This is a genomic window from Spartobacteria bacterium UBA695 (assembly GCA_002298145.1).
Classification (GTDB): domain Bacteria; phylum Verrucomicrobiota; class Verrucomicrobiia; order Chthoniobacterales; family Chthoniobacteraceae; genus UBA695.
In genome coordinates this window covers 119,385-143,867 of the sequence record DBMP01000010.1, presented here as the reverse complement: position 1 = coordinate 143,867, position 24,483 = coordinate 119,385, and the positions used below count along the sequence as shown (strand labels likewise).

Annotated in this window: 24 protein-coding genes; 6 read left to right on the top strand and 18 right to left on the bottom strand. The window is 61.7% G+C overall.

From position 1 onward, the window contains the following. Nucleotides 1-1,260, top strand: coding sequence for a UDP-N-acetylglucosamine 1-carboxyvinyltransferase (gene murA, locus B2828_RS05590; RefSeq protein WP_479632713.1), 1,260 nt, complete (start codon nt 1-3; stop codon nt 1,258-1,260). Nucleotides 1,261-1,278: 18 nt separating this feature from the next. Here the strand turns inward: murA and B2828_RS05585 are convergent, their stop codons facing one another. Genes B2828_RS05585 through gatB form a run of 5 tightly spaced genes read right to left on the bottom strand, consistent with a single transcriptional unit; the run spans nt 1,279 to nt 5,177 of the window. Continuing rightward, on the bottom strand, nt 1,279-1,725 hold the full coding sequence (locus B2828_RS05585) for a DUF3465 domain-containing protein (RefSeq protein WP_479632712.1): 447 nt from the start codon (nt 1,723-1,725) through the stop codon (nt 1,279-1,281). A 44-nt stretch (nt 1,726-1,769) separates the two neighbouring features. Beyond that, nucleotides 1,770-2,288 (bottom strand): hypoxanthine phosphoribosyltransferase, encoded by a 519-nt coding sequence (gene hpt, locus B2828_RS05580; RefSeq protein ID WP_479632711.1) that lies wholly within the window; start codon nt 2,286-2,288, stop codon nt 1,770-1,772. After that, nucleotides 2,285-3,061, bottom strand: coding sequence for a twin-arginine translocase subunit TatC (tatC, locus tag B2828_RS05575; protein WP_479632710.1), 777 nt, complete (start codon nt 3,059-3,061; stop codon nt 2,285-2,287). The genes hpt and tatC overlap by 4 nt, the downstream gene beginning before the upstream one ends. A 49-nt stretch (nt 3,062-3,110) precedes the next feature. Next, nucleotides 3,111-3,707, bottom strand: coding sequence for an NUDIX hydrolase (locus B2828_RS05570; RefSeq protein WP_479632709.1), 597 nt, complete (start codon nt 3,705-3,707; stop codon nt 3,111-3,113). Between the two features lie 9 nt (nt 3,708-3,716). Beyond that, nucleotides 3,717-5,177, bottom strand: coding sequence for an Asp-tRNA(Asn)/Glu-tRNA(Gln) amidotransferase subunit GatB (gene gatB, locus B2828_RS05565; RefSeq protein ID WP_479632708.1), 1,461 nt, complete (start codon nt 5,175-5,177; stop codon nt 3,717-3,719). A gap of 181 nt (nt 5,178-5,358) precedes the next feature. Here gatB and B2828_RS05560 point away from each other — a divergent pair, with 181 nt between their 5' ends. The 5 genes from B2828_RS05560 (at nt 5,359) to B2828_RS05540 (ending at nt 10,196) form a co-directional block, all read left to right on the top strand. Next, nucleotides 5,359-5,781 carry a DUF2721 domain-containing protein gene (locus tag B2828_RS05560; protein ID WP_479632707.1) on the top strand — a complete coding sequence of 141 codons (423 nt, stop codon included), beginning with the start codon at nt 5,359-5,361 and terminating at the stop codon, nt 5,779-5,781. A 116-nt stretch (nt 5,782-5,897) separates the two neighbouring features. Then, nucleotides 5,898-7,376 (top strand): rhamnulokinase, encoded by a 1,479-nt coding sequence (locus B2828_RS05555; protein WP_479632706.1) that lies wholly within the window; start codon nt 5,898-5,900, stop codon nt 7,374-7,376. 5 nt (nt 7,377-7,381) lie between these two features. After that, entirely contained in the window at nt 7,382-8,098 is a 717-nt protein-coding gene (locus B2828_RS05550) for a (Fe-S)-binding protein (RefSeq protein WP_479632705.1), read from the top strand. A gap of 8 nt (nt 8,099-8,106) precedes the next feature. Beyond that, entirely contained in the window at nt 8,107-9,507 is a 1,401-nt protein-coding gene (locus B2828_RS05545) for a LutB/LldF family L-lactate oxidation iron-sulfur protein (protein ID WP_479632704.1), read from the top strand. Continuing rightward, nucleotides 9,504-10,196, top strand: coding sequence for a LutC/YkgG family protein (locus B2828_RS05540; protein WP_479632703.1), 693 nt, complete (start codon nt 9,504-9,506; stop codon nt 10,194-10,196). Before B2828_RS05545 ends, B2828_RS05540 begins: the two co-directional genes overlap by 4 nt. An 88-nt stretch (nt 10,197-10,284) precedes the next feature. Here the strand turns inward: B2828_RS05540 and B2828_RS05535 are convergent, their stop codons facing one another. The 13 genes from B2828_RS05535 to B2828_RS05475 form a co-directional block, all read right to left on the bottom strand. Continuing rightward, nucleotides 10,285-11,118, bottom strand: a complete 834-nt coding sequence (locus B2828_RS05535; protein WP_479632702.1) for a polysaccharide deacetylase family protein — start codon at nt 11,116-11,118, stop codon at nt 10,285-10,287. Between the two features lie 15 nt (nt 11,119-11,133). Then, a complete protein-coding gene (mtnP, locus tag B2828_RS05530; protein ID WP_479632701.1) occupies nt 11,134-11,991 on the bottom strand; it encodes an S-methyl-5'-thioadenosine phosphorylase in 858 nt (285 codons plus the stop codon). 84 nt (nt 11,992-12,075) lie between these two features. After that, a complete protein-coding gene (locus B2828_RS05525; protein ID WP_479632700.1) occupies nt 12,076-12,852 on the bottom strand; it encodes a rhomboid family intramembrane serine protease in 777 nt (258 codons plus the stop codon). 230 nt (nt 12,853-13,082) lie between these two features. After that, the gene (locus tag B2828_RS05520; protein WP_479632699.1) at nt 13,083-13,697 is read right to left on the bottom strand and encodes a hypothetical protein; all 615 of its coding nucleotides are present in this window, start codon (nt 13,695-13,697) and stop codon (nt 13,083-13,085) included. A gap of 108 nt (nt 13,698-13,805) precedes the next feature. After that, nucleotides 13,806-15,308 carry a butyryl-CoA:acetate CoA transferase gene (locus B2828_RS05515; RefSeq protein WP_479632698.1) on the bottom strand — a complete coding sequence of 501 codons (1,503 nt, stop codon included), beginning with the start codon at nt 15,306-15,308 and terminating at the stop codon, nt 13,806-13,808. Nucleotides 15,309-15,461: 153 nt separating this feature from the next. Beyond that, nucleotides 15,462-15,830: a biotin/lipoyl-containing protein gene (locus B2828_RS05510; RefSeq protein ID WP_479632697.1), complete on the bottom strand. Its 369-nt coding sequence runs from the start codon at nt 15,828-15,830 to the stop codon at nt 15,462-15,464. Between the two features lie 9 nt (nt 15,831-15,839). Continuing rightward, complete coding sequence (locus B2828_RS05505) at nt 15,840-16,043, bottom strand: hypothetical protein (protein ID WP_479632696.1); 204 nt, start codon at nt 16,041-16,043, stop codon at nt 15,840-15,842. Between the two features lie 91 nt (nt 16,044-16,134). Next, entirely contained in the window at nt 16,135-17,688 is a 1,554-nt protein-coding gene (locus tag B2828_RS05500) for an acyl-CoA carboxylase subunit beta (protein WP_479632695.1), read from the bottom strand. A 19-nt stretch (nt 17,689-17,707) separates the two neighbouring features. After that, nucleotides 17,708-18,112, bottom strand: coding sequence for a methylmalonyl-CoA epimerase (mce, locus tag B2828_RS05495; RefSeq protein ID WP_479632694.1), 405 nt, complete (start codon nt 18,110-18,112; stop codon nt 17,708-17,710). After that, nucleotides 18,109-19,149 (bottom strand): methylmalonyl Co-A mutase-associated GTPase MeaB, encoded by a 1,041-nt coding sequence (meaB, locus tag B2828_RS05490; RefSeq protein ID WP_479632693.1) that lies wholly within the window; start codon nt 19,147-19,149, stop codon nt 18,109-18,111. Before meaB ends, mce begins: the two co-directional genes overlap by 4 nt. 10 nt (nt 19,150-19,159) lie before the next feature. Next, nucleotides 19,160-21,304: a methylmalonyl-CoA mutase gene (scpA, locus tag B2828_RS05485; RefSeq protein WP_479632692.1), complete on the bottom strand. Its 2,145-nt coding sequence runs from the start codon at nt 21,302-21,304 to the stop codon at nt 19,160-19,162. Between the two features lie 15 nt (nt 21,305-21,319). After that, a complete protein-coding gene (locus tag B2828_RS05480) occupies nt 21,320-22,915 on the bottom strand; it encodes a methylmalonyl-CoA mutase family protein (protein ID WP_479632691.1) in 1,596 nt (531 codons plus the stop codon). Nucleotides 22,916-22,918: 3 nt separating this feature from the next. After that, on the bottom strand, nt 22,919-24,376 hold the full coding sequence (locus B2828_RS05475) for a pyruvate carboxylase subunit B (RefSeq protein WP_479632690.1): 1,458 nt from the start codon (nt 24,374-24,376) through the stop codon (nt 22,919-22,921). Nucleotides 24,377-24,483: the final 107 nt, after the last annotated feature.

Here is a 24,483-nt window from a genome sequence, read left to right as displayed (position 1 = left end):
ATGGATAAAATTCTCGTGCACGGGGGGCAACCCCTCAACGGTTCGGTGCGGATCAGCGGTTCCAAAAACTCCGCCCTTCCGATCCTGGCCGCGTGCCTTCTTACCAAAGAGCCGTGCATTATCCGGCACGTCCCGGACCTGAGTGACGTGCACTACATGCTGCAAATTCTGAGCCACATGGGGGCCGAGGTCGAGCGCGCCAGCGGGACGGTCACCGTGCGGGCGGAGAAAATCAAGACCGTGGCTCCCTACGACATTGTGCGCAAAATGCGCGCGTCGGTCTGCGTGCTCGGGCCGCTGCTCGGACGCGAGATGGAGGCGACTGTCTCCCTTCCCGGCGGGTGCGTCATCGGCGACCGGCCCATCGACCTGCATCTGCGTGGCTTCGAGGCCCTTGGCGCGGCGGTGCGCGTGGAATGCGGCAATGTGAAAGTTTTCGCGGCCAAGCTGACCGGAACGAACATCAATCTGCGGGGTAAATTCGGCTCCACCGTGCTCGGCACCGATAACGTCATGATGGCCGCGGTACTGGCCGATGGCGTGACGGTGATCGAAGGAGCCGCAGCCGAGCCCGAGGTGGTCGATCTGGCTAATTTTCTCAACGCGATGGGCGCCAAAATCGAGGGCGCCGGAACGCGCCGCATTGTGATCGAGGGGGTGGAGGAACTCCACGGGGTGGAACACGATGTCATACCGGATCGTATTGAAGCGGGGACGTTCATGGTCGCCGCGGCGATCGCGGGAACGCGCGTGACGCTGCGCCGGGTCAACCCCGAGCACCTTAAGGCGGTGAGCGCGGCGCTGGTAGACGCGGGTTACGGCATCGAGTGTACGCGGGATACGCTGACGGTCATCGGCAACGGCAAGCCGAAGGCGCTGGAGCTTGTCACGGAGCCCTACCCGGCTTTCCCGACCGATATGCAGGCGCAGATGTGCGCGCTGTTGGCCGAGGGGCAGGGGATCAGCGTGATTACGGAATCCATTTTCCCGCAGCGGTTCATGCACGTTGCGGAGCTTAAGCGCATGGGGGCACAGATCACGCTCGAAGGAGCCAGCGCCGTCATCCACGGTGTGGAGCGCCTGAGCGGGGCTCCGGTGATGGCGTCGGATTTGCGGGCCAGCGCGGCGCTTGTTCTGGCGGGGCTGCGAGCTGGCGGCGTCACGGAGGTCAACCGTGTTTACCACATCGACCGCGGCTATGAGTCGATCGACGAGAAGTTGAACGGTCTCGGCGCGCAAATTGAGCGCGTGAAGGTGTAGCCCAAAAAAGGGGAGCGGCTACTGGTAGGTCCTGCCGTTGTGCTTGAGCCAGCCGGGCGAATGCCCGCCCTTCGGGTCGCGGTGGGTCCAGTGGATGACGCCGCCTTCGGGCTTCCATTCATAGATGCCGAGAAACTCCACGGCGTCTCCTTTTTTGAGGCTGTCGATCCTGGGGGCGATGCTGATGTTGTGGGCGATGAGCAGCGTCTGGCCCGAGCCGAGGCGAAGAATGAACCGCTGATGCGCAATGCCGTCGGTGTCATCCGGAAGGATCCGCGTGACCACGCCTTGCCCGTGGACGGCGAAGTTCCGCAGCCGGTTGGCGAAGGCGGTCGCCAGCCGCTGATCGTCGGCTGAGAGATTTTCGATGGCGACTGGCGGATGGGATTGCTGCCGCCAGTTGTCTTCCGCAAACCAGGCCAGCGCCGCTCCCAAAAGCGCGAGGAAAACGAGAATCTTTTTCATAATGCCACGAGGCAAAAGGGAAGCCGATCAGCCCGGCGCACGCGTTACGGCTCCAGCACCCGCACTTCGGGCAGGTTCCGGTAGCGGCCGTCGTAGTCCAGGCCGTAGCCGATGACGAATTCATCGCCGATCTCAAAGCCCGCGTAATCGGCTTCCAGCGGCTCGGCCCGTTCTTTGCGCTTTTTGAGCAGCACGGCCACGCGCACGTCGAGCGGATGGGTCTCCTTAAAAAGGCGGCACTTCACGGCATGGAGCGTGCGGCCGGTGTCCAGGATGTCGTCCAGGATCAGGACATGCCGCCCATCGAGGTCCGGCAGGTTGTTTTGCTGGAAGGTTACGACGCCGCTGCTCTCCAGGCCGCCGTGGTAGCTCGCGACGTTGAGGCACTCCAGCCGAAGCGGCAGCGGGATGCGCCGGAGCAGGTCGGCGGCGAAGACCAGGCTGCCGTTGAGGATCGCCAGGACGGTGAGCGGTTTTCCGGTGTAGAACGCGGTCAGCTCGGCCGCCAGTTCATCCAGGCGGGCGGCGATGGCTGCAGCGGGGAAAAGGATGCGTTCGGTCATTCGAGAGTCGGGTTGCGGCGGAGCTCCAGCGCCCGGGCCAGCCAGATGCAGCTCTCGTAGAGCAGGCACATGGGGATGCCTAGTGCGAGGAAGGAAATGGGGTCCGGCGTGGGGGCGATGATCGCGGCGAGCACCAGCACCAGGATGTAGGCGTAGGGGCGCGTCCGGTTGAGGATTTTAAACGACAGCACGTTGATATAAACCAGCGCCATGACAAAGACCGGCAGCTCAAAAGCTGCGCCGAAGGAAATCAGCATCCGGGTGACGAAAGAGAAGTATTCGCGCACCGTCCAGGAGGGGGAGAAGTTGAGCGATTTTGAGTAATCAAAGCAGAACCGGAGCGTCTCGGGCAAAATCAGGAAGTAGCAGACCAGCACGCCCGTCAGGAACAGCGCAAACCCGATGAAGATCGCCGGAAATACGACCTTTTTTTCCTTTTTCGTCAGCGCAGGGAGGACGAACTGCGCCACGAAGAAAAGCAGTAGCGGAAAGGAGGCGATGATCCCCGCGTAAAACGCCAGCGAGAGAGAGATCGTGATCGGGTCAATGACGCCCAGGTTTTGCAGCTTCGAGACGAGCGAGGGATCGACCGTGGCGAGGGGCTTTTCCATCAGCCACACGAGGTCCTTCTGAAAGGCGAGGCAGGCCGTCATCGCGATGCCCAGCACGATGGCCATTTTGATGAGCGCCCAGCGGAGCTCCTCCAAGTGCTGGAGGAACGGCTTGGGTTCGTCGGTTTCGCGAAGCTGGAAAAGGCGGTCTAAGAGGGCCATCGGAAGGGATAATTATCTCACACGATGGAGCGAAGGCACGCAGGATTTTCTACAAGAGCCCCAGCGCCGTGAGCCGGGCAAAGCACGAGAGCGTGTTGGCGTCGCAGATTTCCCCGCAGGCGATCATGTCGCGGAATTCCTTGGGCGTGAACGCGCGGGCTCCGGCGATGGCCTCCGAGGCGTCGTAATGCGTTCCCTTAGGGGAGAGCACCACCGGGCGGGCGCAAAAAAGGTAGGTGTGCTCGTCGGTGACGCCCGGGGAGGAAAAAAACTTCCCCATCGGGATGAGCTCGCCGCCGGGGGCCAGTTCGTAGCCGGTTTCCTCTTGCAGCTCGCGTAGCGCCGTCTCGCGGATAATCTCCGGCGTGTGCGGCGCGGAGGTGTCGATCTGCCCGGCAGGGAACTCCCACAAATCCGCCCGGACGGGAATCCGCTCCTGGCGCACCAGGACGAGGTTGCCCTCCTCGGTAATGGGAACGACCGCGCAGGCCCCCTTGCGGTGGATCACCGACCAGTGGGCCCCCTCGGGCCGCTGCGGCGTGGCGACGTTCACCAAGTGTACCTCCAGGAATGGGTTTTCAAACGCCGTTTCGTCCTCCAGCGTTTTCCAGCCGGGGGCGTTTTGGATCAATTGGTGAAAGCGCATGGGGCGAAGCTAAATGGCGGCCAGCTGGCGTTCCAGGATTTCGCCCGCCAGGCCCGGGTTGGCCTTGCCCTTGGAGAGCTTCATGACCTGCCCCTTGAGGAAATTGATGGAAGCGAGCTTGCCCGCTTTGTATTCCGCGACGGCCTTCGGATTGGCGGCGATGGCCTGCGCGCAGAGCGCCTCGATGGCCCCCACGTCGCTGACCTGCTTGAGGCCCTTCTCCTCGATGATCGCCCCGGCGGTTTTGCCGCTGGTGAACATCTCGGCGAAGACTTCCTTGCCCTGCTTGCCGCTGATCTTGCCTTCCTCAATGACGTTGACGAGCTCCTGCAAGTGCTCCGGAGCGATGGGGCATTCCTGGATCGTCAGCGCGGCGCTGCTCAAGAGGTTCGGCAGGTCGTTGAGTACCCAGTTGGCCACCTGTTTGGGCTTGCTGGCCCCGGCGGCGGCTTTCTCGAAATAAGCGGCCAGCGGCAGATCATCGGCGAGCACCCCGGCGTCGTAGGGGCTTACGGAGTATTGCTCGATAAAGCGTTTGCGCTTCTGGATGGGGAGCTCGGGAACCAGCGGGCGCACTTCGTCCACGATCGCCTCGGTGTGGACCGGCAGCAGATCGGGATCGGGGAAGTAGCGGTAGTCGGCATCGGTCTCCTTCACGCGCATCAGGAAGGTCTGGCCCGCGTCGTCGTCCCAGCGGCGGGTCTCCTGGAGGAGTTTCTCGCCCCGTTCGAGCGCGGCGATCTGGCGCTCGATCTCATAGGCCAGCGCCTGCCGCACGCCCGAGATGGTGTTCATGTTCTTGATCTCGATCTTCGTACCGAGCTGCTCCTGCCCCTCGGGCCGGACGGAAATGTTGCAATCGGCGCGCATCTGGCCCTTTTCCATGTCGGCGTCGCTGACGTTGCCGTAGTGAAGGATCTGCTTGAGCGAGGTCAGGTAGGCGAAGGCCTCCTCCGGGCTGTGGATCTCGGGATCGCTGACGATCTCCATCAGCGGCGTGCCCGCGCGGTTGAAGTCGATGCCGCTGGAACCGTCGAAGTGGAAGCTCTTGGCGACGTCCTCCTCCAGGTGGATGCGGGTGAGGGGGATCACGCGGTCCGGCTCGGCGACTTCCTTCTGGACGTCCTTCGGGAAGGCCTGCTGGTGCAGCGGAACGCCGCCGCCGAGGCAAAGCGGGAGGTCGTATTGGGAAATCTGGTAGTTCTTCGGCATGTCCGGGTAGAAGTAGTTCTTGCGATCGAACTTACAGACCGTCGGGATCGTACAGCCGAGCATCAGGCCGGTGAGGGCCGTCATTTTGAGCGCTTGATGATTCATCACCGGGAGCGCGCCGGGCATCCCGAGGCAGACCGGGCAGGTGTGCGTATTCGGCTCGGCCCCGTACTCCACGGGGCAGCCGCAGAACATCTTGCTCTGCGTCTTGAGCTGGACATGGACTTCAAGGCCGATGGTGACGAGGTAATTTTTCATGGTGCGTGGGCAGCCCGGGAGCGTTCCAACCCCGGGAGTTCCAAAAAGTGGAGTCCTTCAAATAAGCCGGGCGCGGCGGATATTTCCATCCAAAAGGTGAGGGAAGCGGGATTTTTTGGTCTGTTTGGCCGTCGCGGGGGTGCGGATTGCCTTTTCCCGACCGCTGCGGTAACCTTTGCCCATGCTCCATCCCGAAGCTCTTGATTTAGCTACGCCCGCCCTGCTTTTTCCCGCGATTTCCCTGCTGCTTCTGGCTTACACCAACCGGTTCGTGACCCTGGCGAACCTAATCCGCAGCCTGCACTCCAACTACAAGAGCGACCCGCCCGCCAACGTGATCGGCCAGATCCGGAACCTGCACTACCGGGTGGAACTGATCAAGCACATGCAGGCGGCGGGGATTTCCAGCCTCTTTTTCTGTGTCGTTTGCATGTTCACGCTCTTTGCGGGGTACCCAAACCTTGGGGCCGTCATTTTCGCCATCAGCCTGCTGCTGATGCTCGCTTCGCTGGGGCTCTCGCTGGCGGAAATCTGGATCTCCGTCCGCGCGCTCAATCTCCATTTGAGCGACATCGCCAGTTACAAGACCGAACGCCGGGCGTAACCGCTTTCCTGCTTCGCAAAAAAAAGTTTCCCTCCGGGCTTGCCGAGGGCTTTTGATTTGTTCATGATCGGCTTCAATCATAAAAGCCTCCCCAACCCCCTTCTTCTCCATTTTTCATGAGCGAACACCATTATATTGCCTGCGACCTCGGCGCGGATAGCGGCCGGGTGATTCTCGGAACCCTCAAGGACGGGAAAGTGATCCTTGAGGAGGTCCACCGCTTCCCGACGGGCGTTTCGAAAGTCCAGGGCTCCTTCCGCTGGAACGTCCTGCGCATCTTCGAGGAACTCAAAGCGGGCCTGCGCAAGGTGGCTGCCAAGGGAATCTCCGCCGAGAGCATGAGCGTCGATTCCTGGGGCGTCGATTACGTCTATTTCAACCAGCGCCAGCCGATGCTGTCGCTCCCTTACCAATATCGCGACTCCCGCACCGACGGCCCTTACGCGTTCGCGCTCAAGGAGATTGGCCGCGACAAGATTTTCTCCGAAACCGGCATCCAGTTCATGCAGATCAACACGTTCTACCAGTTGATCTCGGACGTGGAGCAAAACGGCGACATCCAGGGCATTGCCGATAAATTCCTCTGTATCGCCGATTACCTCCACTACCTCTTTAGCGGCGTGGTGAAGCAGGAGATCAGCATGGCCAGCACCACGCAGGTCTACAACCCGCGCACCCGCCAATGGTCCCAGGCGCTCATCGAAGCAGCCGGGATTCCCGAGCGGCTTTTCCCAGAACTCGTCGATTCCGGCACCCGGCTCGGCTGCCTTACCCCGGCCTTAGCTGAGGAAACAGGCCTCCCCGCGATCCCCGTGATCGCCACCTGCTCGCACGACACCGGCGCGGCCGTCGCTGCCGTTCCCGCCAAGGGCAAGGGCTGGGCGTTCCTGAGCTCGGGCACTTGGTCGCTCATCGGCGTCGAACTTTCCGCACCGCTCATCAACGACACCGTGCTCGAAGACAACTTCACCAACGAAGCCGGTTACGGCGGCACCACGCGCTTCCTTAAAAACATCGTCGGCCTCTGGCTCCTCCAGGAGTCCCGCCGCGAGTGGATTCGCCAGGGCCAGACCATCAGCTGGGATGACCTCGATAGCATGGCCGAGGAGAGCGAGCCCTTCCGTTCGCTCATCAACCCGAACGATCCCCGCTTCCTCAAGCCCGACCTAATGCCGCAGAAGATCGCCGATTACTGCCGCGAAACCGGCCAGGCCGTCCCCGAGACTCCCGGCGAAGTTACGCGCTGTATTTTCGAGAGTCTGGCGCTATCTTATCGGCAAATGCTGCAAAAAATCGAGGCGCTTACCGGCGAGCCGATTACCCGCGTTCACATGGTGGGCGGCGGCACCAAGAGCCCTGTCTTAAACCAGTACGCGGCCAACGGCACCGGGCGCACCATCCTCACCGGCCCCGTGGAAGCCACGGCGTGCGGCAATATCTTGATCCAGGCCCTCGCCCTGGGCCACATCCCGTCGCTCGACGCCCTGCGCCAGACCGTGGCCGACTCCTTCCCGATCATCGAATACAAGCCGCAGAACGGCGCGGATTGGGACCGGGCTTACGATCATTTTTGTAAGCTGACTTCTTCCATCTAGCTCCCATGAACATTACCCTTTTTGTTCCCTGTTACATCGACGCCTGCTACCCGAAAGTGGGCCAGAGCGTCGTGGAAATCCTGGAGCGCCTTGGCCATACCATCGACTGCCCTCGGGAAATCACTTGCTGCGGCCAGCCCTCCTTTAACTCCGGTTATTGGGACGAAACGCGGGAAGTCGCCGTAAAAGTGCTCGACCGCCTGAAGGACGCCGAAGTGGTTGTCATCATCTCCGGCTCCTGCGGCGCGATGGTCAAAAACTTCTACCCGGAGCTCTTCAAAGGCCGGCCCGAGGAAGCCGCCGCCCTGGCGCTCTCGGAAAAGGTCTACGAATTCTCCGATTTCCTCGTCACCAAGCTCGGCGTCACCGATCTCGGCGCCCGCTTCCCTCATAAAGTCACCTTCCACGACGGCTGCCATGGCCGCCGCGAGCTCGGCATCAAGGCCCAGCCGCGTGCGCTAATGGCCCAGGTCAAAGGCCTGGAACTCATCGAAATGGAGGAGGCCGAGACCTGTTGCGGCTTCGGTGGCACCTTCTCCGCCAAGTTCCCGTCCGTCTCCAGCGCCATGGGCGAGGGGAAGATCGCCTCCGCGCTCGAAACCGAGGCCGAGTACATTGTATCCAACGATTCGAGCTGTCTCATGCACCAGCAGGGCTTGATTGACCGGCAGAACAAGCCGATCAAGACGATCCACCTCGCCGAAGTGCTCAACCACCGCTAATCCACGCCATGAGCACCACACCCGCCGCCGCAGAGTTTAAGAAAGAAGCCGCCGTCATTACCCGGGATCTGCGCCACCGGGCTGTCATCCGGGGCGCGCTGAAGAAATACGAGGTCGTCCGGGACGACAAGAAAGCCCGCTTCCAGAACTGGCAGCAGGCCCGCTACCTGGCCTCCGACATCAAGTGGGACGCCGTCAACCACCTCGACACTTACCTGGCCGAGTTCGCCAAGAACCTCGAAGCGCGCGGCGGCAAGGTCCACTGGGCCAGCGACGCTGCCCAGGCCCGGGAGATCATCCTCGGCATCGTTAAAGAGAAAAACGCCAAGGCCATCGTCAAATCGAAGGTCATGACGGGCGAGGAAATCCACATCAACGAGGCCCTGGAGGAGGCCGGTTACGAGGTCGTCGAGAGCGACTTGGGCGAATACATCTGCCAGCTCCGCAAGGAAGCCCCGTACCATTTCGTTTTCCCCGCGATGCACCTCACGCGCGGCGAAATCAGCCAGACCTTCACCAAGGAGCTCGGCTCCGCGCCCACGAACAGCCCGGAAGAGCTGACGATGATCGCCCGCCGCGTGCTGCGGGAGAAATACATCAAGGCCGACATCGGCATCTCCGGCGCGAACTTCGCCATCGCCGAGACGGGCATGATCTCGATCACCGAAAACGAAGGCAACGCCCGCCTCACCTGCGCGCTGCCCAAGACGCACATCGCGCTGATGGGTATTGAAAAACTGCTGCCCAAGCTTTCGGATCTGGCCCTCTTTCTGCCGATGCTTGGCACGGCTGGTTGCGGCCAGTTGCTCACCGGCTACAACACCATGTACGGCGGCCCGAAGCAGCCCGGCGAAGCCGACGGCCCGGAGGAATTCCACGTAGTGCTCCTCGACAACCGCCGCACGGATCTCCTCGCCAGCTCCGAGCAGCGCGACGCCCTCCAGTGCATGCGCTGCGGGGCCTGCCTCAACGTCTGCCCGATTTACAAGAACATCGGCGGCCACACCTACGGCACCACTTACCAGGGGCCGATCGGGTCCGTCATCACGCCGCACCTGCGCAATTTGCAGGAATTCAAGCACCTGGTCTTCTGCTCGTCGCTCTGCGGCGCGTGCACGGAGGCCTGCCCGGTGAAGATCGACCTGCACCACCATTTATTGCAAAGCCGCCGCGACGCCATCGCGGAAAAGGCCGTCTGGTGGGAGCGACTGACCTTCAAGGCCTGCGCGGTCATCTTTAACCACGCGTGGGTCTTTTCGCTGGGCGAGAAGCTTGGCCGCATCGGCCAGATCTTCCACCCGCTCATCAAGAACACGCCGCTTGACCCGGCCCGGGCCTGGACGGCTTCCCGCGAACTGCCCAAGGTCGCCCCGCAAACCTTCAGAGAATGGTGGAGCCACAGAAAATGAACGACCAACGTGAACAACTTTTAACCCGTGTCCGCAAGGCCCTCGAAGTGCCTGCGGAAAAGCCTGCCGGTCATCACGACCAAGCTTCCGAACCGCGTATCGCGGGCAAGCATGCCGCGACCGAGTGGCTGCCTCTCGTGGGGCCCAGCTTCGAGGAACGCCTGGCTCTTTACGCCAAGAACGCCAAGGAGCTGACGGCCGATTTCCGCTTCATCCAGGGGGGCATCCCCGCGCTGGTTGCGGAATTGCAGGAAATCGCCAAAACTGAAGGCTGGACGGGCGTGGCAACGCACGCCGGGGAGCTGACCGAGGCGGCCGCAGGGGCCCTCGGGCTCCCGGTCGTTCGCACCGAGTGCGGCTACGACGTGGACGCACTGGAGAAGTGCAGCGCGGGCATCACGGCCTGCGAGGCGCTCGTGGCCCAGACCGGCAGCGTGCTGGTGACGAGTCGCAGCTCCGGAGGGCGCGCGCTTTCCGTGTTGCCGCCGCACCACGTGGTGGTGGCGCGGCGCGAGCAGATCGTGGCCGACATGACGGAAGCCTATGCGCTGCTGGCCTCGCGGTATTCCGAAAGCGGCTACCCGAGCATGATTTCGTTTATTTCCGGCCCGAGCCGGACGGGCGATATCGAGCGCATCCTGGTGCTGGGGGCCCACGGCCCGAAGCGCCTTACGGTGCTCTGCATTTGACGGTGCGCTGCGTCTGACGCTGCATCTAGTTTTAGACAACAAAAAAGCGGGAGATGAACTCTCCCGCTTTTTTTGTAGCTTTAAGCCGTTATTTCTTCGCCGCCTTCTTCTTGGGCGTCGGCGTGGCCACCGGAGTCGGCTTCGGCGTGGGCGTCGGAGTGGCCGAGGTGGACGGAGAGGCGCTCGGGCTGGGCGAGGCCGCGGGCTTTTCCATGGCGATCAACTGGCTGACGGTCACGAATTTGTACCCTTTGGCCAGCAGGCCATCGAGGATTGCCGGAACGGCGTCGATGGTGCCCTGGTGGATGTCGTGGGTCAGGATAATGTCGCCGGGTTTCGTCTCTGAAATGACCCGCTGGGCCACGACGGAGGCGCCGGGCTTTTTCCAGTCATTCGGATCAACAGCCCAGATGATGACGTTCAGGCCGAACTCGTCATGGATCCACTTTTTCTGAGCAGGGGTGATGGCACCATACGGCGGGCGCATCACCTTGGGCTTGGTGCCGGTGATGTGGAATACGGTGTCCTGCGTCTGCTGGATCTGAGAGCGCACGACGTCGTCGGGCTTCTTGGCGAGGTCGGGGTGGTTCCAGGAGTGGTTGCCCAGTTCGTGCCCTTCGGCCAGCTCGCGCTTGACGATTTCGGGGTTCTCCTTGGCGTTTTCGCCCAGGAGGAAAAAGGTGACTTTGACGCCCTTCTTGGCCAGGATGTCGAGCAGTTGAGGCGTGGTCGTTTTGCCAGGACCATCGTCGAAGGTGAGGGCGATGTAGGGTCCATCGACGTTGATGTGGTTATAGGAAAGGCGCTGGTGGGCTGCTTCCGTGGGATGCGCGGGAGTGGCTTCGGAATACTGAGCCAGAGCGGCTGTCGGAATAATGGCGGGGATCGCGAGGGCCGCGAGCGCCAGGAATGAACGAATCATTGACGGTTGGTGTGGTTACAAAAGTCGGTGGATTAGGATGCCCAATTTGTCAACGGTTTCGGGGGGCCAAACCGATTTGTCCGTGGAGAGGGCGTTGTCCAGGGCAAAATGTTCAGGCCAGGAGGGCTCCGTTGGAAGCCGGGGGATCACTTTGGAAAGGATGGCTTTGGCGGTGGCGACGTTCTGGTGAAGGTGTGCGATGACGCTCGAGGCGGTGACGGCGGCCTCGACGGGGTGCCAGCAGTCGTAGTCGGTGACCATGGCTGCCGTGGCGTAGGCGATTTCGGCTTCTCGGGCCAGCTTGGCTTCCGGGAGGTTCGTCATACCCACAACATCGAAGCCGAGATGCCGGTTGGCCTCACTTTCCGCGCGGGTAGAGAATGCCGGGCCGTCCATATTGACATACGTGCCGCCGTTGTGGACGGTGACGCCGGTTTCCCGGGCCGCGGCGGCGAGCAGTTCGCGCAGCGGGGCGCTGGTGGGGTCTGAAAAGGCGATGTGGGCTACGATGCCGTTGCCGAAAAAGGTGTGGGCCGAGCGGTTGCTGGTCCGGTCGAAAAACTGGTCGGGAAGGACCACGTGGCACGGCTCGTACTGCGGCTGGAGGCTGCCGACGGCGGAGACTGAAATGATCCAGCGCACGCCCAGGGAGCGCAGGGCGTAGATGTTCGCCCGGTGGTTGATTTCCGTGGGCAGGATGCGATGGCCGCGCCCATGGCGGGGCAGGAAATAAACCGTCCTGCCGGAAAGGGTCCCTCGCACGATGGTGTCGCTGGGATCTCCCCAGGGGGTGGTGACGCGAAGCTCGGTGGCGTCGCTTAACCCTTCAATTTCATACAGGCCGCTGCCGCCGATAATCCCGATATTGTGCATGTGATGGTGAAGTTCATTAAAGCACCACCTCCCCGTGCATGAAAAGGATTTCGGGGAATTTTTAGGGCCCTCTTTTCCTCGGCTCTAATGATACTGCGGCGGCCCGGCCTTTTTGGCGATTTTCTCGCGCCCCATCTCCAGGATGTGCCGCTCGGAGCGGGTGAGGCTGTGGATGCCTTCGCGGGCGATTTTGTCCAGGATCGGGTCGATCTCGCGGCTGATGAACTCATTCGGGTCCATCTGTTCCTGCTGCTGTTTGAGCCGCCGACGGTCCCTCAAAAACCGCTGGAACCAAAAGGGGCCGCCAAAGCCCATCCGCCGGGTGTAGACCCATCCGAAGAGTGCGCCGCCGAGGTGGGCCAGGTGCCCGACGTTGCCGCCGGTGCCTGTGACGAGAAAGAAAACCGAGCTTCCGATGACGATCCGGCCCAGCCATTTGGCTTTCATCCGGATTGGGATGATGAAAAGGAGCAGAGCCGTAATCTCCAGTTCGGGCAGCATAGTGGTGAACGCCAAAACCACGGCGCACACGCCCGCCGAGGCCCCCATCAGGAGCACGGGCGAGCCGAAAAAGAGCTGGACGATACCGCCAAAGATGCCGCCCAGGAAGTAGATGCCCAGGAAGTGTCTCGGCCCGCAGACGGTCTCCACCTCTGGCCCCACGAAGTAGAGCCCGAGGCAGTTCACGGCCAGGTGGATGATCCCACCGTGGAGGAACATGTAGGTGACGAGCTGCCAGTAGTAGCCCTGCGCCATGCCTTCGCGGCTGAGCGCGAAGGTGCTCGTCATCCATCCGGGTGCGAACGACTCGCCGATCCACTGCGTCAGCGAGACGGCGATGTTGAGCACGATCAGCGTCATGACCACCGAGACGCGATCGCCTGGCCAACGCCGGAATGCCGGACTTCTTCTGTTTCCAAATTCCATGAAATTGCTCGGTTGCGGGGGCTCTCTCTCTTAATGAAATCGGACCGGCATCGGTGGATGCGCGGGGAGTGCCGGAACCCCTGCATTTCATTTAGAAATATACCAGGAACTCAAAAACGCAGGGAAAAAACTGAAGGGTTTTTCAGTTTTTATCAAAAATGCGTTTAAAGGTTTTCCAGCAGCCGGTCGAGGTTGTCGACGCAGATCTGCGACCAGCTTTCGAGGTTCTCCCGCCGGGCGCGAAGTTCCTCGGGCGTAAGGAAGTCGAGCTGGGTGATCATTTGCTCGCGCTTGGTGACGGCGTCGGTTTCGAGCAGGAAGATGTGGACCACGCCGAGGTGGACCTGACCGACGGCGTTGGCGTCGTCGTTGAGGAGGGCCACGATGTGGTTGGTGAACTGGGTCTGGACGTTGAGTTCCTCGGCCACTTCGCGCTGGACCCCGGCGAGGTAGGCGTCCATGTCGAGGGCAAAGAGGTGTTCGTCGCCGTCGTTCATGTGGCCGCCGATGCCGACGGAGCCCTTGGCGGCGAGGCGCTGCTCACCGGCTTTTTTACCGCGCACGTAGTGGAGCACTCGGCCGTTGTGGACGAGGAGGGCGTAGGGGATGATCTGCTTGAGCTCGGGGTTGGTCTCGGCGGCGGGGCGGGGGGTGAAGAAATTGTTTTCGCGGGCGAGTAGGGCGGGGAGATAGTGCGCCACGTCGAAGTTGAGGCCTTGGAAGGCGCCCAGGGTATCGAAAAGCGAACGCCGCACTACGAGGATGTTTTCATCGGTCATAAGGGCGGAGTTTCGCGGGTGAGGGGCGCGGTTTCAACCCGAAAAAAACGGGCGCGGAAAATGAATTCCGCGCCCGGGGTATTTTTCGGTTGGGTAAACCGGAGAATATTACTTGATGAACTTCGACCAATCGACGCCGCGCATGTCCTTGGTGGCCAGGAACTGCTGGTGCATGGCGAAGGCAGCGCTGAGCGCCTGCGGCGTGTGGGCGGCCGGGAAGTGGTTGATGTAGGCCAGGAGCTGCTCTTTGTACTCGGGATGAGCGCACTTCTCGATGATGAGGTGGGCGCGTTCCTCGGGGCACTTGCCGCGGAGGTCGGCGACGCCCTGCTCGGTGATGATCGCCGAGACGGAGTGTTCGCTGTGGTCCTGGTGGCTGACGAAGGGAACGATGGCGCTAATCGCGCCGCCCTTGGCCACTGACGGGCAGGTGAAGATCGAGAGGTAGGCGTTGCGGGTGAAGTCGCCCGATCCGCCGATGCCGTTCATGAGCTGCTTGCCCATGATGTGGGTGCTGTTGATGTTGCCGAAGATGTCGGCCTCAATGGCGGTGTTGATGGTAATCAGGCCCAAACGGCGAACCACTTCCGGGTTGTTGGAGATTTCCTGCGGGCGCAGGAGGATGCGGGAGCGGAAGAACTCGATGTCTTGGTAGATGCTGTTCAAGACGTCGTTGCTCAGGGTCAGCGACGAGCCGCTGGCGAACTTGACTTTGCCTTTGCGGATCAAGCCGATGACGGCGTCCTGGATGACTTCGGTATACATCTCAAAGGCCGGGATGTCGGGATGTACGCCCAAGGCGCCCAGAACGGCGTTGGCGATGTTGCCCACGCCCGATTGGATCGGGAGGAATTCCGGGGGAATGCGGCCCGCTCTGAGTTCGGCTCCGAGGAAGTCGGCGACGTTCTGGCCGATCTGCTTGGTGATTTCAGACGGTTCATCGAACCCACCGGTTTCGTCGGGGACGTTGCTTTCGACGACGCCGACGATCTTGCTCGGGTCAACCTTGACGACTTCGCTGCCGATGCGGTCGGAGGGTTTGTAGACGGGGATCTCGCGGCGGTGGGGCGGGTCGAGGGGCTCGTAGATGTCGTGGAAGCCGCGAAGGGCCTTCGGGTGGTTGCTGTTGAGCTCGATGATGATTTTGTCGGCGAGCTTGGCGGCGGTCGGGACGATGCCGACGCCGGAGGTGACGACGATTTCGCCTTCGGGGGTGATGTCGGCGGCTTCAATGATGGCCCAGTTCACTTTCCCGAGGAAGCCGTAGCGCAGGTTCTGCGCGACGACGGAAAGGTGCATGTCAAAGTACCGGGTCTTGCCTGCGTTGATGCTTTTGCGCAGGTCCGAGTTGGACTGGTAGGGCGTGCGGAAGGAGATGGCCTCGGCATTGGCCAGGGCGCCGTCGAGGGATTTTCCAGTGGACGCGCCGGTGATGATGCCGACTTTGAACGGTTTACCTTCGGCGTGGAGCGCTTTGGCGCGCTCGGCGAGAGCGGCGGGGACGACTTTGGGGGCACCTGCGGGGGTGAATCCGCTACAAGCGATGGTGTCGCCGTCGTTAATGAGTGAAGCCGCTTCGGCGGCTGTGAGTCTTGGCAGTGGATTGGACATAAAATAAAAAAAGCGGCACGGTGGGATAGACCAGCCGTGCCGAAATCATGGAACCTAGTTGGAATCGCAAGTCTTTGGTGCGAAGCGATCTACCGGTTCTATTAGTGAACTATATGTGCGGGATGTTTCCAGAATTTTTCCCGAAAAAATTGATTATTCGATACGAATGAGGGGCTGACCTTCTTGCACGGCGGTGCCGACGGTGACGAGGATCTCGGCGATTTTGCCCGCCTTCGGAGCGTTGATGTAGGTGTTCATCTTCATCGCTTCGAGGACGGCGAGCTGCTCGCCTTCCTTCACTTCCTGGCCGACTTTGACGCCGATGCCGACGACGTTGCCGCCGAGCGGGCTGACCACTACGCCGGGACCGGCTGCGGAAAGCGAGGCGGAAGCGGCGACGGGGGATGCGGAGACGGGAGCGGAGACGCCGGCCGAGGCCACGGGAGCCGCGCTGGCTTCGTTAGGCAGTTCGACGGTGACTTCGTAGGTTTTACCTTCTACGGTGATGCGTAAGCGTTTCATTGAAAATTTTTAGCGAAGTTTGTGTGAAGAGAAAATGGACCGGCGGCCTTCAAGGGCCCACGCCATGCGCGCGAGCTCGGGTGAAGGTTGGTTGACTTCCCGTACGGAAAGGATTTTCGCCGGGGCTTCAATCGCGGCGTGCACGGCTGCCGTGATGACGGCCAAGAGCGCGGTCTGATCCGCGGAAAGGGTGGTTGGTGACGCTTGACTCATAAATAATTGCCTTTGTTAAAAAAGCGGGAAGGGGCCCGTCTCCGCCAGCGGGTAAGGATGACGGAGACGGACCGCGAATTCCAGCAATTCTTTAGAGCGGGATGTTGCCGTGTTTCTTCGGCGGGCGCACCTCGCGCTTGGTGAGCGTGTTCCGGAGAGCGCGCGCGACGACGGCGCGGGTCTCGGAGGGCTCGATGACGTCGGTAACGCTGCCCATGCCGGCGGCCTGGTAGGGCGAGGCGAACTGGTCGCGGTATTCGGCGATCAGTTCGGCGCGGCGGGCCTTCGGGTCGGCCGCGTTCTTGATCTCGTCCTTGTAGAGGATGCCCGTGGCGCCCTCGGCTCCCATGACGGCGATTTCAGCCGTGGGCCAGGCGAAGACGGCGTCGGCGCCGAGCTCTTTGGAGCACATGGCGATGTAGGCGCCGCCGTAGGATTTGCGCATGATGACGGTGATCTTCGGCACGGTGGTCGAAGCGTAGGCGAAGAGCAGCTTCGCACCGTGGCGGATGATGCCGCCGCGTTCCTGCTGTTTGCCGGGCAGGAACCCGCCGGTGTCCACGAGGGTGACAAGCGGGATGTTGAAGATGTTGCAGAAGCGGATGAACCGCGCGGCCTTGTCGGAAGCGTCGATGTCGAGGGTGCCGGCTTTGTAGGCGGGCTGGTTGCCGACGATGCCGACGACGATGCCCTGGATGCGGGCGAAGCCGATGACGATGTTCTTGGCGAAGTCCATCTGGACTTCGAAGAAGTCGCCGCCGTCAACGAGACGCTTGATGACGTCGTGGACGTTGAGGGGCAGCTTGCCGTCGGCGGGAACGAGTTCGTCCATGCCGGGGTCGAGGCTGGCGTCCAGGGGTTCGCCGTAGTGATGGGGCGGGTCCTGGAGGTTGTTGGAAGGCAGGTAGCTGAGGAGCTTCTTGGCCAAGGCGATCGCGTGGGCGTCGTCGTTGGCGACGAAGTGGATGTTGCCGGAGACGCTGGCGTTGGCCGCCGCGCTGCCGACTTCGTCCATGGTCACGACTTCACCGGTGGCCGCTTTGATGACTTCCGGTCCGCAGATGAACATGTTCGCCTGCTTGTTGATCATGATCTGGAAGTCGGTGAGGGCCGGGGAGTAGGCCGCGCCGCCAGCGCACGGGCCGGCGATGACGGTGACTTGCGGCACGACGCCGGAGGCTTCGACGTTCTTGTAGAACACTTTGCCGTAGCCGGAGAGGGAGTTGATGCCCTCCTGAATGCGCGCCCCACCCGAATCGTTGAAGGAGAGGACGGGAATGCCATGGGTGATGGCGTAGTCGATCGCGTTGACGATCTTTTCGGCGTGCATGTTGCCGAGCGATCCGCCCGCGGTGGTGAAGTCCTGGCTAAAGGCGGCCACGGGGCGGCCGTCCACTTCGCCGACGCCGGTGACGACACCGTCGGCGGGAAGGTCTTTGCCCAGCATGCCGAAGAGGGTGGCGCGGTGTTGGGCGTGCAAGCCGAATTCCTGGAAGGTTCCCTTGGTGTAGAGGTTGTCCAGGCGATCACGCGCGGTCATGAGACCCTTGGCGTGGCGCTTCTCGATTTTGTCTTTGCCGCCGAGGTTGAGCGCTTTTTTGCGCCGTTTCCTCAGCTCATCAATGAGTTTCTTGTCGATGGCCATGGTTGTCAGTTGGTTGCTGTTATTCGGTGCAGAACTCGGTGAGCACGCCGAAGGTGTTCTTGGGGTGGAGGAAGGCGACCTGTTTGCCGTGAGCGCCGGCAACGGGGGTTTCGTTGATGAGGCGCACGCCCGCGTTCTTGGCGGTGGCGAGCTGGCCCACGAGGTCATCGGTGCCGAAGGCGACGTGGTGGATGCCGCCGTTGGGGTTCTTTTCGAGGAATTTGGCGATGGGGCTCTCCGGGCTGGTCGGTTCGAGCAGTTCCACGTGGGTGCCGCCGACGTTGAAGAAGGCGGTGCGAACTTTCTGGGAGGCTACTTCCTCCACGTGTTCGCACTTCAGACCGAGGGCTTCTTCGTAATACTTGATCGTTTCGTCGAGAGATTTTACGGCGATTCCGAGGTGGTCGATTTTGTTAATACTCATGATTGATAAGCGTTAAAGAGTTGTTTGACTGCGGTGGTTGCTGAGAGTTTCCCGGCGAGGACGGCCCGCTTGACGATGGGCCACGCTTCGACGGTGCCGGGGTTGTGGGTGAAGTCGTGCCAGAGTTGCTGGCTGAGCATGTCCTCGATCCAGTCGAGGGTTTGCTGTTTGCGGTTGTCGGTGAAGAATCCGTTTTCCCGAGTGGCTTGGTGGAAGCGTTCGATGACTTCCCACACTTCGCGAATGCCTTTGTTTTCAAGGCTCGAACAGGTCATCACTTCAGGTCTCCAACCCGGGGTCGGGGAGGTGAGGTAGTGAAGTACGCGCATGAATTCGACGCGGGCGGCTTCGGTTCGCGGGATGTTGCTGCCGTCGGCTTTGGTGATGAGCAGGGCGTCGGCGAGCTCTACGATGCCTTTTTTGATGCCTTGCAATTCGTCGCCTGCTCCCGCGATGAAGAGGACCAGGAAGAAGTCGACCATGGAGCGGACGGTGGTCTCGCTCTGGCCGACGCCGACGGTCTCGACGAGGATGACATCGTATCCGGCGGTTTCGCACAGGATGATGCTCTCGCGGCTCTTGCGGGTGACGCCTCCCAGGGTTCCACTGGAAGGCGAGGGACGAATGAAGCAGTTTTCCTCGCGGCAGAGCATTTCCATGCGGGTCTTATCCCCAAGGACGGACCCGCGGGAAACGGTGCTGCTGGGGTCGACTGCCAGCACGGCGACCCGCTTGCCATCCTGGCAAAGCATGGTGCCGAAGGATTCGATGAAGGTGCTTTTCCCCGCTCCGGGGACGCCGGTGATGCCGACGCGAATGGAGCGGCCTGCATGGGGAAGCGCTTGCCGGATGACTTCCTCGGCGAGAGGCGCGTGCTTGGCCGCGTTGCTCTCGATCAAGGTGATGGCGCGCCCCAGGTGGGTGCGGCTGCCGCTGCGCACGCCTTCGACAATGTCCCGGGCACGGGCGACGATCTCGGGATCGGGCTCGCTGTTATTGGCCAGGGGCGGATTGGCTGAAGGCGTGGCTGCGAACATGCGGGATCGGCTAGGCGCTGCGCTTGACCAGTTCCACGAGGATCTTCTCGGCGGCTGTCGGGATGACGGTGCCGGGGCCGAAGATGGCGACGGCTCCCGCTTCGTAGAGGAAGTCGTAGTCCTGTGCAGGGATGACGCCGCCGACGACGACGAGGATGTCCTCGCGGCCGAGTTTCTTGAGTTCGGCGATCAACTGCGGAACGAGGGTCTTATGACCGGCGGCGAGCGAGCTGACGCCCACGACATGCACGTCGTTTTCGACGGCCTGCTTGGCGGTCTCCTCGGGGGTCTGGAAGAGCGGTCCGATGTCGACGTCGAAGCCGAGGTCGGCGTAGGCGGTGGCGACGACTTTGGCGCCACGGTCGTGTCCGTCCTGGCCCATCTTCGCGATCATGATACGGGGACGACGGCCTTCTTTTTCGGCAAAGTCGTCGGTGAGTTTGCGCACGCGGGTTACATCCATAGAATCGCCATATTCGCTGCCGTAGACGCCCGAGATGGAGCGGATGACGGCGCGGTGACGGCCGTAGACTTTCTCGAGGGCGAAGGAGATTTCGCCGAGGGTGGCACGGACGCGGGCGGCCTTGACGGCGAGGTCCAGCAAGTTGCCGGTGCCGTCGGCGGCGGCCTGGGTGAGGTCGTCAAGAGCGTGGTCGACGTCGGCCTGGTTGCGCTCGGCTTTGAGCTTGGCCAACTGGGCGAGCTGCTCTTCGCGCACGACGCTGTTGTCGACTTCGAGGGTGTCGAGGGCTTCTTCGTGGTCGAGGCGGTATTTGTTGACGCCGACGATGGTCTCGCGACCGCTGTCGATCTGAGCCTGGCGGCGGGCCGCGGCTTCTTCGATGCGCATCTTGGGGAGGCCTTCGTTGATGGCTTTGGTCATGCCGCCGAGGGCTTCGACTTCCTGGATGTGCGCCCAGGCTTTTTCCAGGATGTCCTTGGTGAGGGCCTCTACGTAGTAGGAGCCGCCCCACGGATCGACGGTGCGGCAGATGCCGGTTTCGCCTTGGAGGTAGAGCTGGGTGTTACGAGCGATACGGGCCGAGAAGTCGGTCGGCAGCGCGATGGCTTCGTCAAGCGAGTTGGTGTGCAGCGATTGGGTGTGGCCAAACGCGGCGGCCAGGGCTTCGACGCAGGTGCGGGCGACGTTGTTGAAGGGGTCCTGCTCGGTGAGGGACCAGCCGGAGGTCTGCGAGTGGGTGCGCAGCGCGAGGGACTTCGCGTTCTTCGGGTTGAACTGGCTCACGATTTTCGCCCAGATGACGCGTGCGGCGCGCATTTTGGCGATTTCCATGAACATGTTTTTGCCCTGGGCCCAGAAGAAGGAGAGGCGAGGAGCGAAGGCGTCGATGTTGATGCCCGCTTTGATGCCGGTGCGGATGTACTCCAGACCGTCGGCCAGGGTGTAGGCGATTTCGAGGTCGCTCGTGGCACCGGCTTCCTGCATGTGGTAGCCGGAGATGGAGATGGAGTTGAACTTCGGCATGTTCTTCGAGGTGAACTCGAAGATGTCGGCGATGATCCGCATGGAGGGCTCCGGCGGGTAGATGTAGGTGTTGCGGACCATGTACTCTTTCAGAATGTCGTTCTGAATGGTGCCGGTCAGGAACTCCTGCTTCACGCCTTGCTCTTCGGCGGCGACGATGTAGAAGGCGAGTACGGGAAGGACCGCGCCGTTCATGGTCATCGAGACGGAGATTTTGTCGAGTGGGATGCGGTCGAAGAGCACCTTCATATCGAGGATGCTATCGACGGCCACACCGGCTTTGCCGACGTCGCCTACGACGCGGGGATGATCCGAGTCGTAGCCACGGTGGGTGGCAAGGTCGAATGCGACGGAGAGGCCTTTCTGGCCCGCGGCGAGGTTGCGGCGGTAGAAGGCGTTGGACTCTTTGGCGGTGGAGAAACCGGCGTATTGACGGACGGTCCAAGGCCGGGCGACGTACATGGTGGCGTACGGTCCACGGAGGTTGGGGGCGATGCCCGCGACGTAGTCCGTGAGGTTGTTGCCGACAAGGTCTTTGTCGGTGTAGACGCTCTTGACGTCGATCTGTTCCACGGTGCGCCAGACGGATTGCTCGATGTCGGCGTGGCTCGCGGGAGCGACGGTGGTCGAGGTCAGGTTGAGCGTGCTAAAGTCAGGTATTTTGCTCATTTCGAAGTTTCCAGGTTAGAGGATGCCCAGTTTGGTTGCGATGCCGCTCAAGACCTGGAAGCAGTTTGCGCGGATGTGAATGAATTCATCGACGCCGGCCCCGGTGAAGGTGGCTTTGAGGGCGTCGTCGGCGGGAGCGCCTGCGAGGATGACCGTGAGGCCCAGTTCCTTGAGCTTGGGAGCCAAGGCGGGGACGATTTCCGGGTAGGTGTCGTCGGTGGAGCAGATGATGGCGACGGAGGCACCGGAGGCTTTGGCGGCCTCGGCGGCTTCTTCGACGGTCTTGAAGCCGCGGTTTTCGAGCACGGCGTATCCGCCAGCTTGGAAGAAGCCGGTGGAGAAGTCGGCGCGGGCTTTGTGCTGACGCAGCGGTCCCATGTTGGCCAGGAAGACGTTCTTCTTGGAGGACGCGCTGACGGCGGCACGCAGGTTTTCGAACGGCTCGGATCCGCGAACGGGTTCGAGAGTTTCGATGCCGGACGGGATGTGGGTTTCCCCTTCGCCGCAGGCCTTGGGGGCCTTGCCTTCGAGCGGTTTCTCGGTGGCGTTGGCGGTGACGTTGACGCCGACGATTTGCAGGCGGCGCTGGGCGACCTGCTTGGCTTTGTCGGCGGCGACGGCTTTGACCTGTTTTTGCGGGATGCCTGCTTTGAGGGCGGCGATCATGCCGCCTTCTTTCTCGATCTGCTGGAAGATGGCGTAGGCAGCATCGGCAATCTGCGCGGTGAGGGTCTCTACGTAGTAGGAACCACCGGCGGGATCGACGACGTGGTCGAAGTGGCACTCTTCCTTGAGGATGAGCTGGATGTTGCGGGCGATGCGCTTGGAGAAATCATCGGGTTCGCGAACGACGTAGTCGAACGGGTTGACGTTGATGATGTCGGCGCCACCGCAGACGGCGGAGAGGGCTTCCGTGGTGTCGCGGAGCATGTTGACGTAGGGGTCGAGCTTGCTCTGGTTCCAACGGGAGGTGGTGGCGTAGATCTTCATCTTCTGGGACGCTTCGTTGCCACCGCAGGCGGCGACGATTTTGGTCCAGAGGAGGCGGGCAGCGCGCAGCTTGGCGATGGCCATGAAGAAGTCGGAACCCATGGCGAAGCTGAAGATGAGCTTCTGGGCCATTTTGTCGATGTCGACGCCCAGTTTTTCGCCCTGGCGGAGGTATTCGACGCCCGTGGCGAGTGCGAAGGCCAGTTCCTGCACGGCGTTGCCACCGGCGTTGTGATAGAGGGCGGCGCTGACGCGAACGACGTCGGCGGTGGCGATCTCTTTCAGTGTTTCTTCGAAGGGTTTGACGAGGTGGCCGCGAACGAGGCGGTAGATCGGGTCGATGCCCTTGGCGCTGCTGCAGCCTTCACTATAGATTTCCCAGTTGTTGCTGGCTTTGGTGCCGCGAACGTAGGGGGCTTCGCCGGGAAGGGAGCCGAGGAAGGGAACCTTGGCGAGGTTGGCCTTGGTGTAGAGCGGCTCGATGGTGATGCCTTCGGGCGTTTTGGTGAAGAGTTTCTTTTCAAACGGCGCGCCTTTGAGGGCTTCGATGGCCGCTTGTTTCCAATCCTCGTAGGAGGGGATCGGGAACTCGTCGAGGGTAAGAGGTTGGGTTTGGCTCATGGTTTACTTGGCTTCTTCTACGACGACTTCGTGACGGGCTCCGTCGATGTTGAGGACGTACTTGCGGCCCACGGCGGCTTTGGCGGCGTCGCTGGCGGCGGTCGGCTTGGCTACGGGAGCCGGTTTTTCTCCCTTGAGAACCTTGGTGAGTTCGTTCGGGAACATGGCCCAAAGGACGGCGTTTTCGTCGCTGTCGTCGAAGCCTTTTTCGCGCAGTTCGGCTTTGAGCTTGGGCATGCGGGGCTCCAAGAGGTCGGCCGGACGGCAATTAACGGGCTGCTGGCCGGTCTTCTCGATGGCGAGCTTGAGGACTTCGGGGTCCACGGGCCCGGGAGGACGGCCGTATTTGTTCAGCGCGATGTCCATGGCGGGCTGAGAGAACATCTTCCAGCGGCCGAACTTGACGTTGAGCATGGCCTGGGTGCCGACGATTTGGCTGGTCGGGGTGACGAGCGGGATCCAGCCGAGGCACTGGCGGACGTAGGGAATTTCTTTGAGGACGTCGTCGAGACGATCGCTCATGTTTTGCTCTTTGAGCTGGTTGCGGAAGTTGGAGAGCATGCCGCCGGGGACCTGGTATTGGAGGATGTCGGCGTCGGTCTTTTCGTTCTTGGGGCTGGTGAAGGCGCTCAGTTCTTTGTAGACCGTTTCGAGGTGTTCGCGGATCTTCGGGAAGTCGCTGAGATCGTAGTCGGGCTTGCGGTCGCTGTTGTCGAGCATCGCGAGCGTGAGGAGCAGGTCGGGCTGGCCGGTGCCGTTGGCGAAGGGGACCATGGAGCAATCGACGGCGTCGATGCCGTTTTCGATGGCTGCGTAGTAGGCGGCCGGGCCGTAGCCGACGGTGCTGTGGGTGTGGATGACGATCGGGATTTTGACCTTCTCTTTGAGGGCCTTGACGAGTGCGCCGGTGGTGGAGGGGGAGATGAGGCCCGCCATGTCCTTGATGCAGATGGAGTCGCAGCCGAGTTTCTCCAGTTCAATGCCGAGGTTCACGAACGCTTCGAGGGTGTGAACGGGGGAGATGGTGTAGCAGATGGTCCCCTGGGCGTGCTGTCCTGCTTTGTGCACGGCGTTGATACAGGTGACGAGGTTGCGCGTATCGTTGAGGGCGTCAAAGATACGGAAAATGTTCATGCCATGCTTGGCCGAACACGCCACGAAGGCTTCGACGACGTCGTCGGGGAAGCTGGTGTACTGCACGATGTTCTGCCCGCGCAGCAACATCTGGTGAGGGGTGTTCGGGGCGAGTTTCTTGAGGGTGTCGAGGCGGTCGAACGGATTTTCGCCCAGGAAACGCAGGCAGGAGTCGATGGTGGCTCCCCCCCAGGTTTCGAGCGAATAGAACCCGATTTTGTCCAGCAAGGAGACAATCGGGAGCATCTGCTCGGTGCTCATTCTCGTCGCGGCCAGCGACTGATGGCCGTCGCGAAGGACGGTATTGGTGATTTTAACCGGTTTCATGGAAGGCATTGTGGAGCTTCTATTAGAAGTAAAAATAGTAGGAAAATACGGCACCCCGCTGCGCATTTATTGGCCAGGGCCCCCCGTTTCTTGTTACTTCGAAAGAG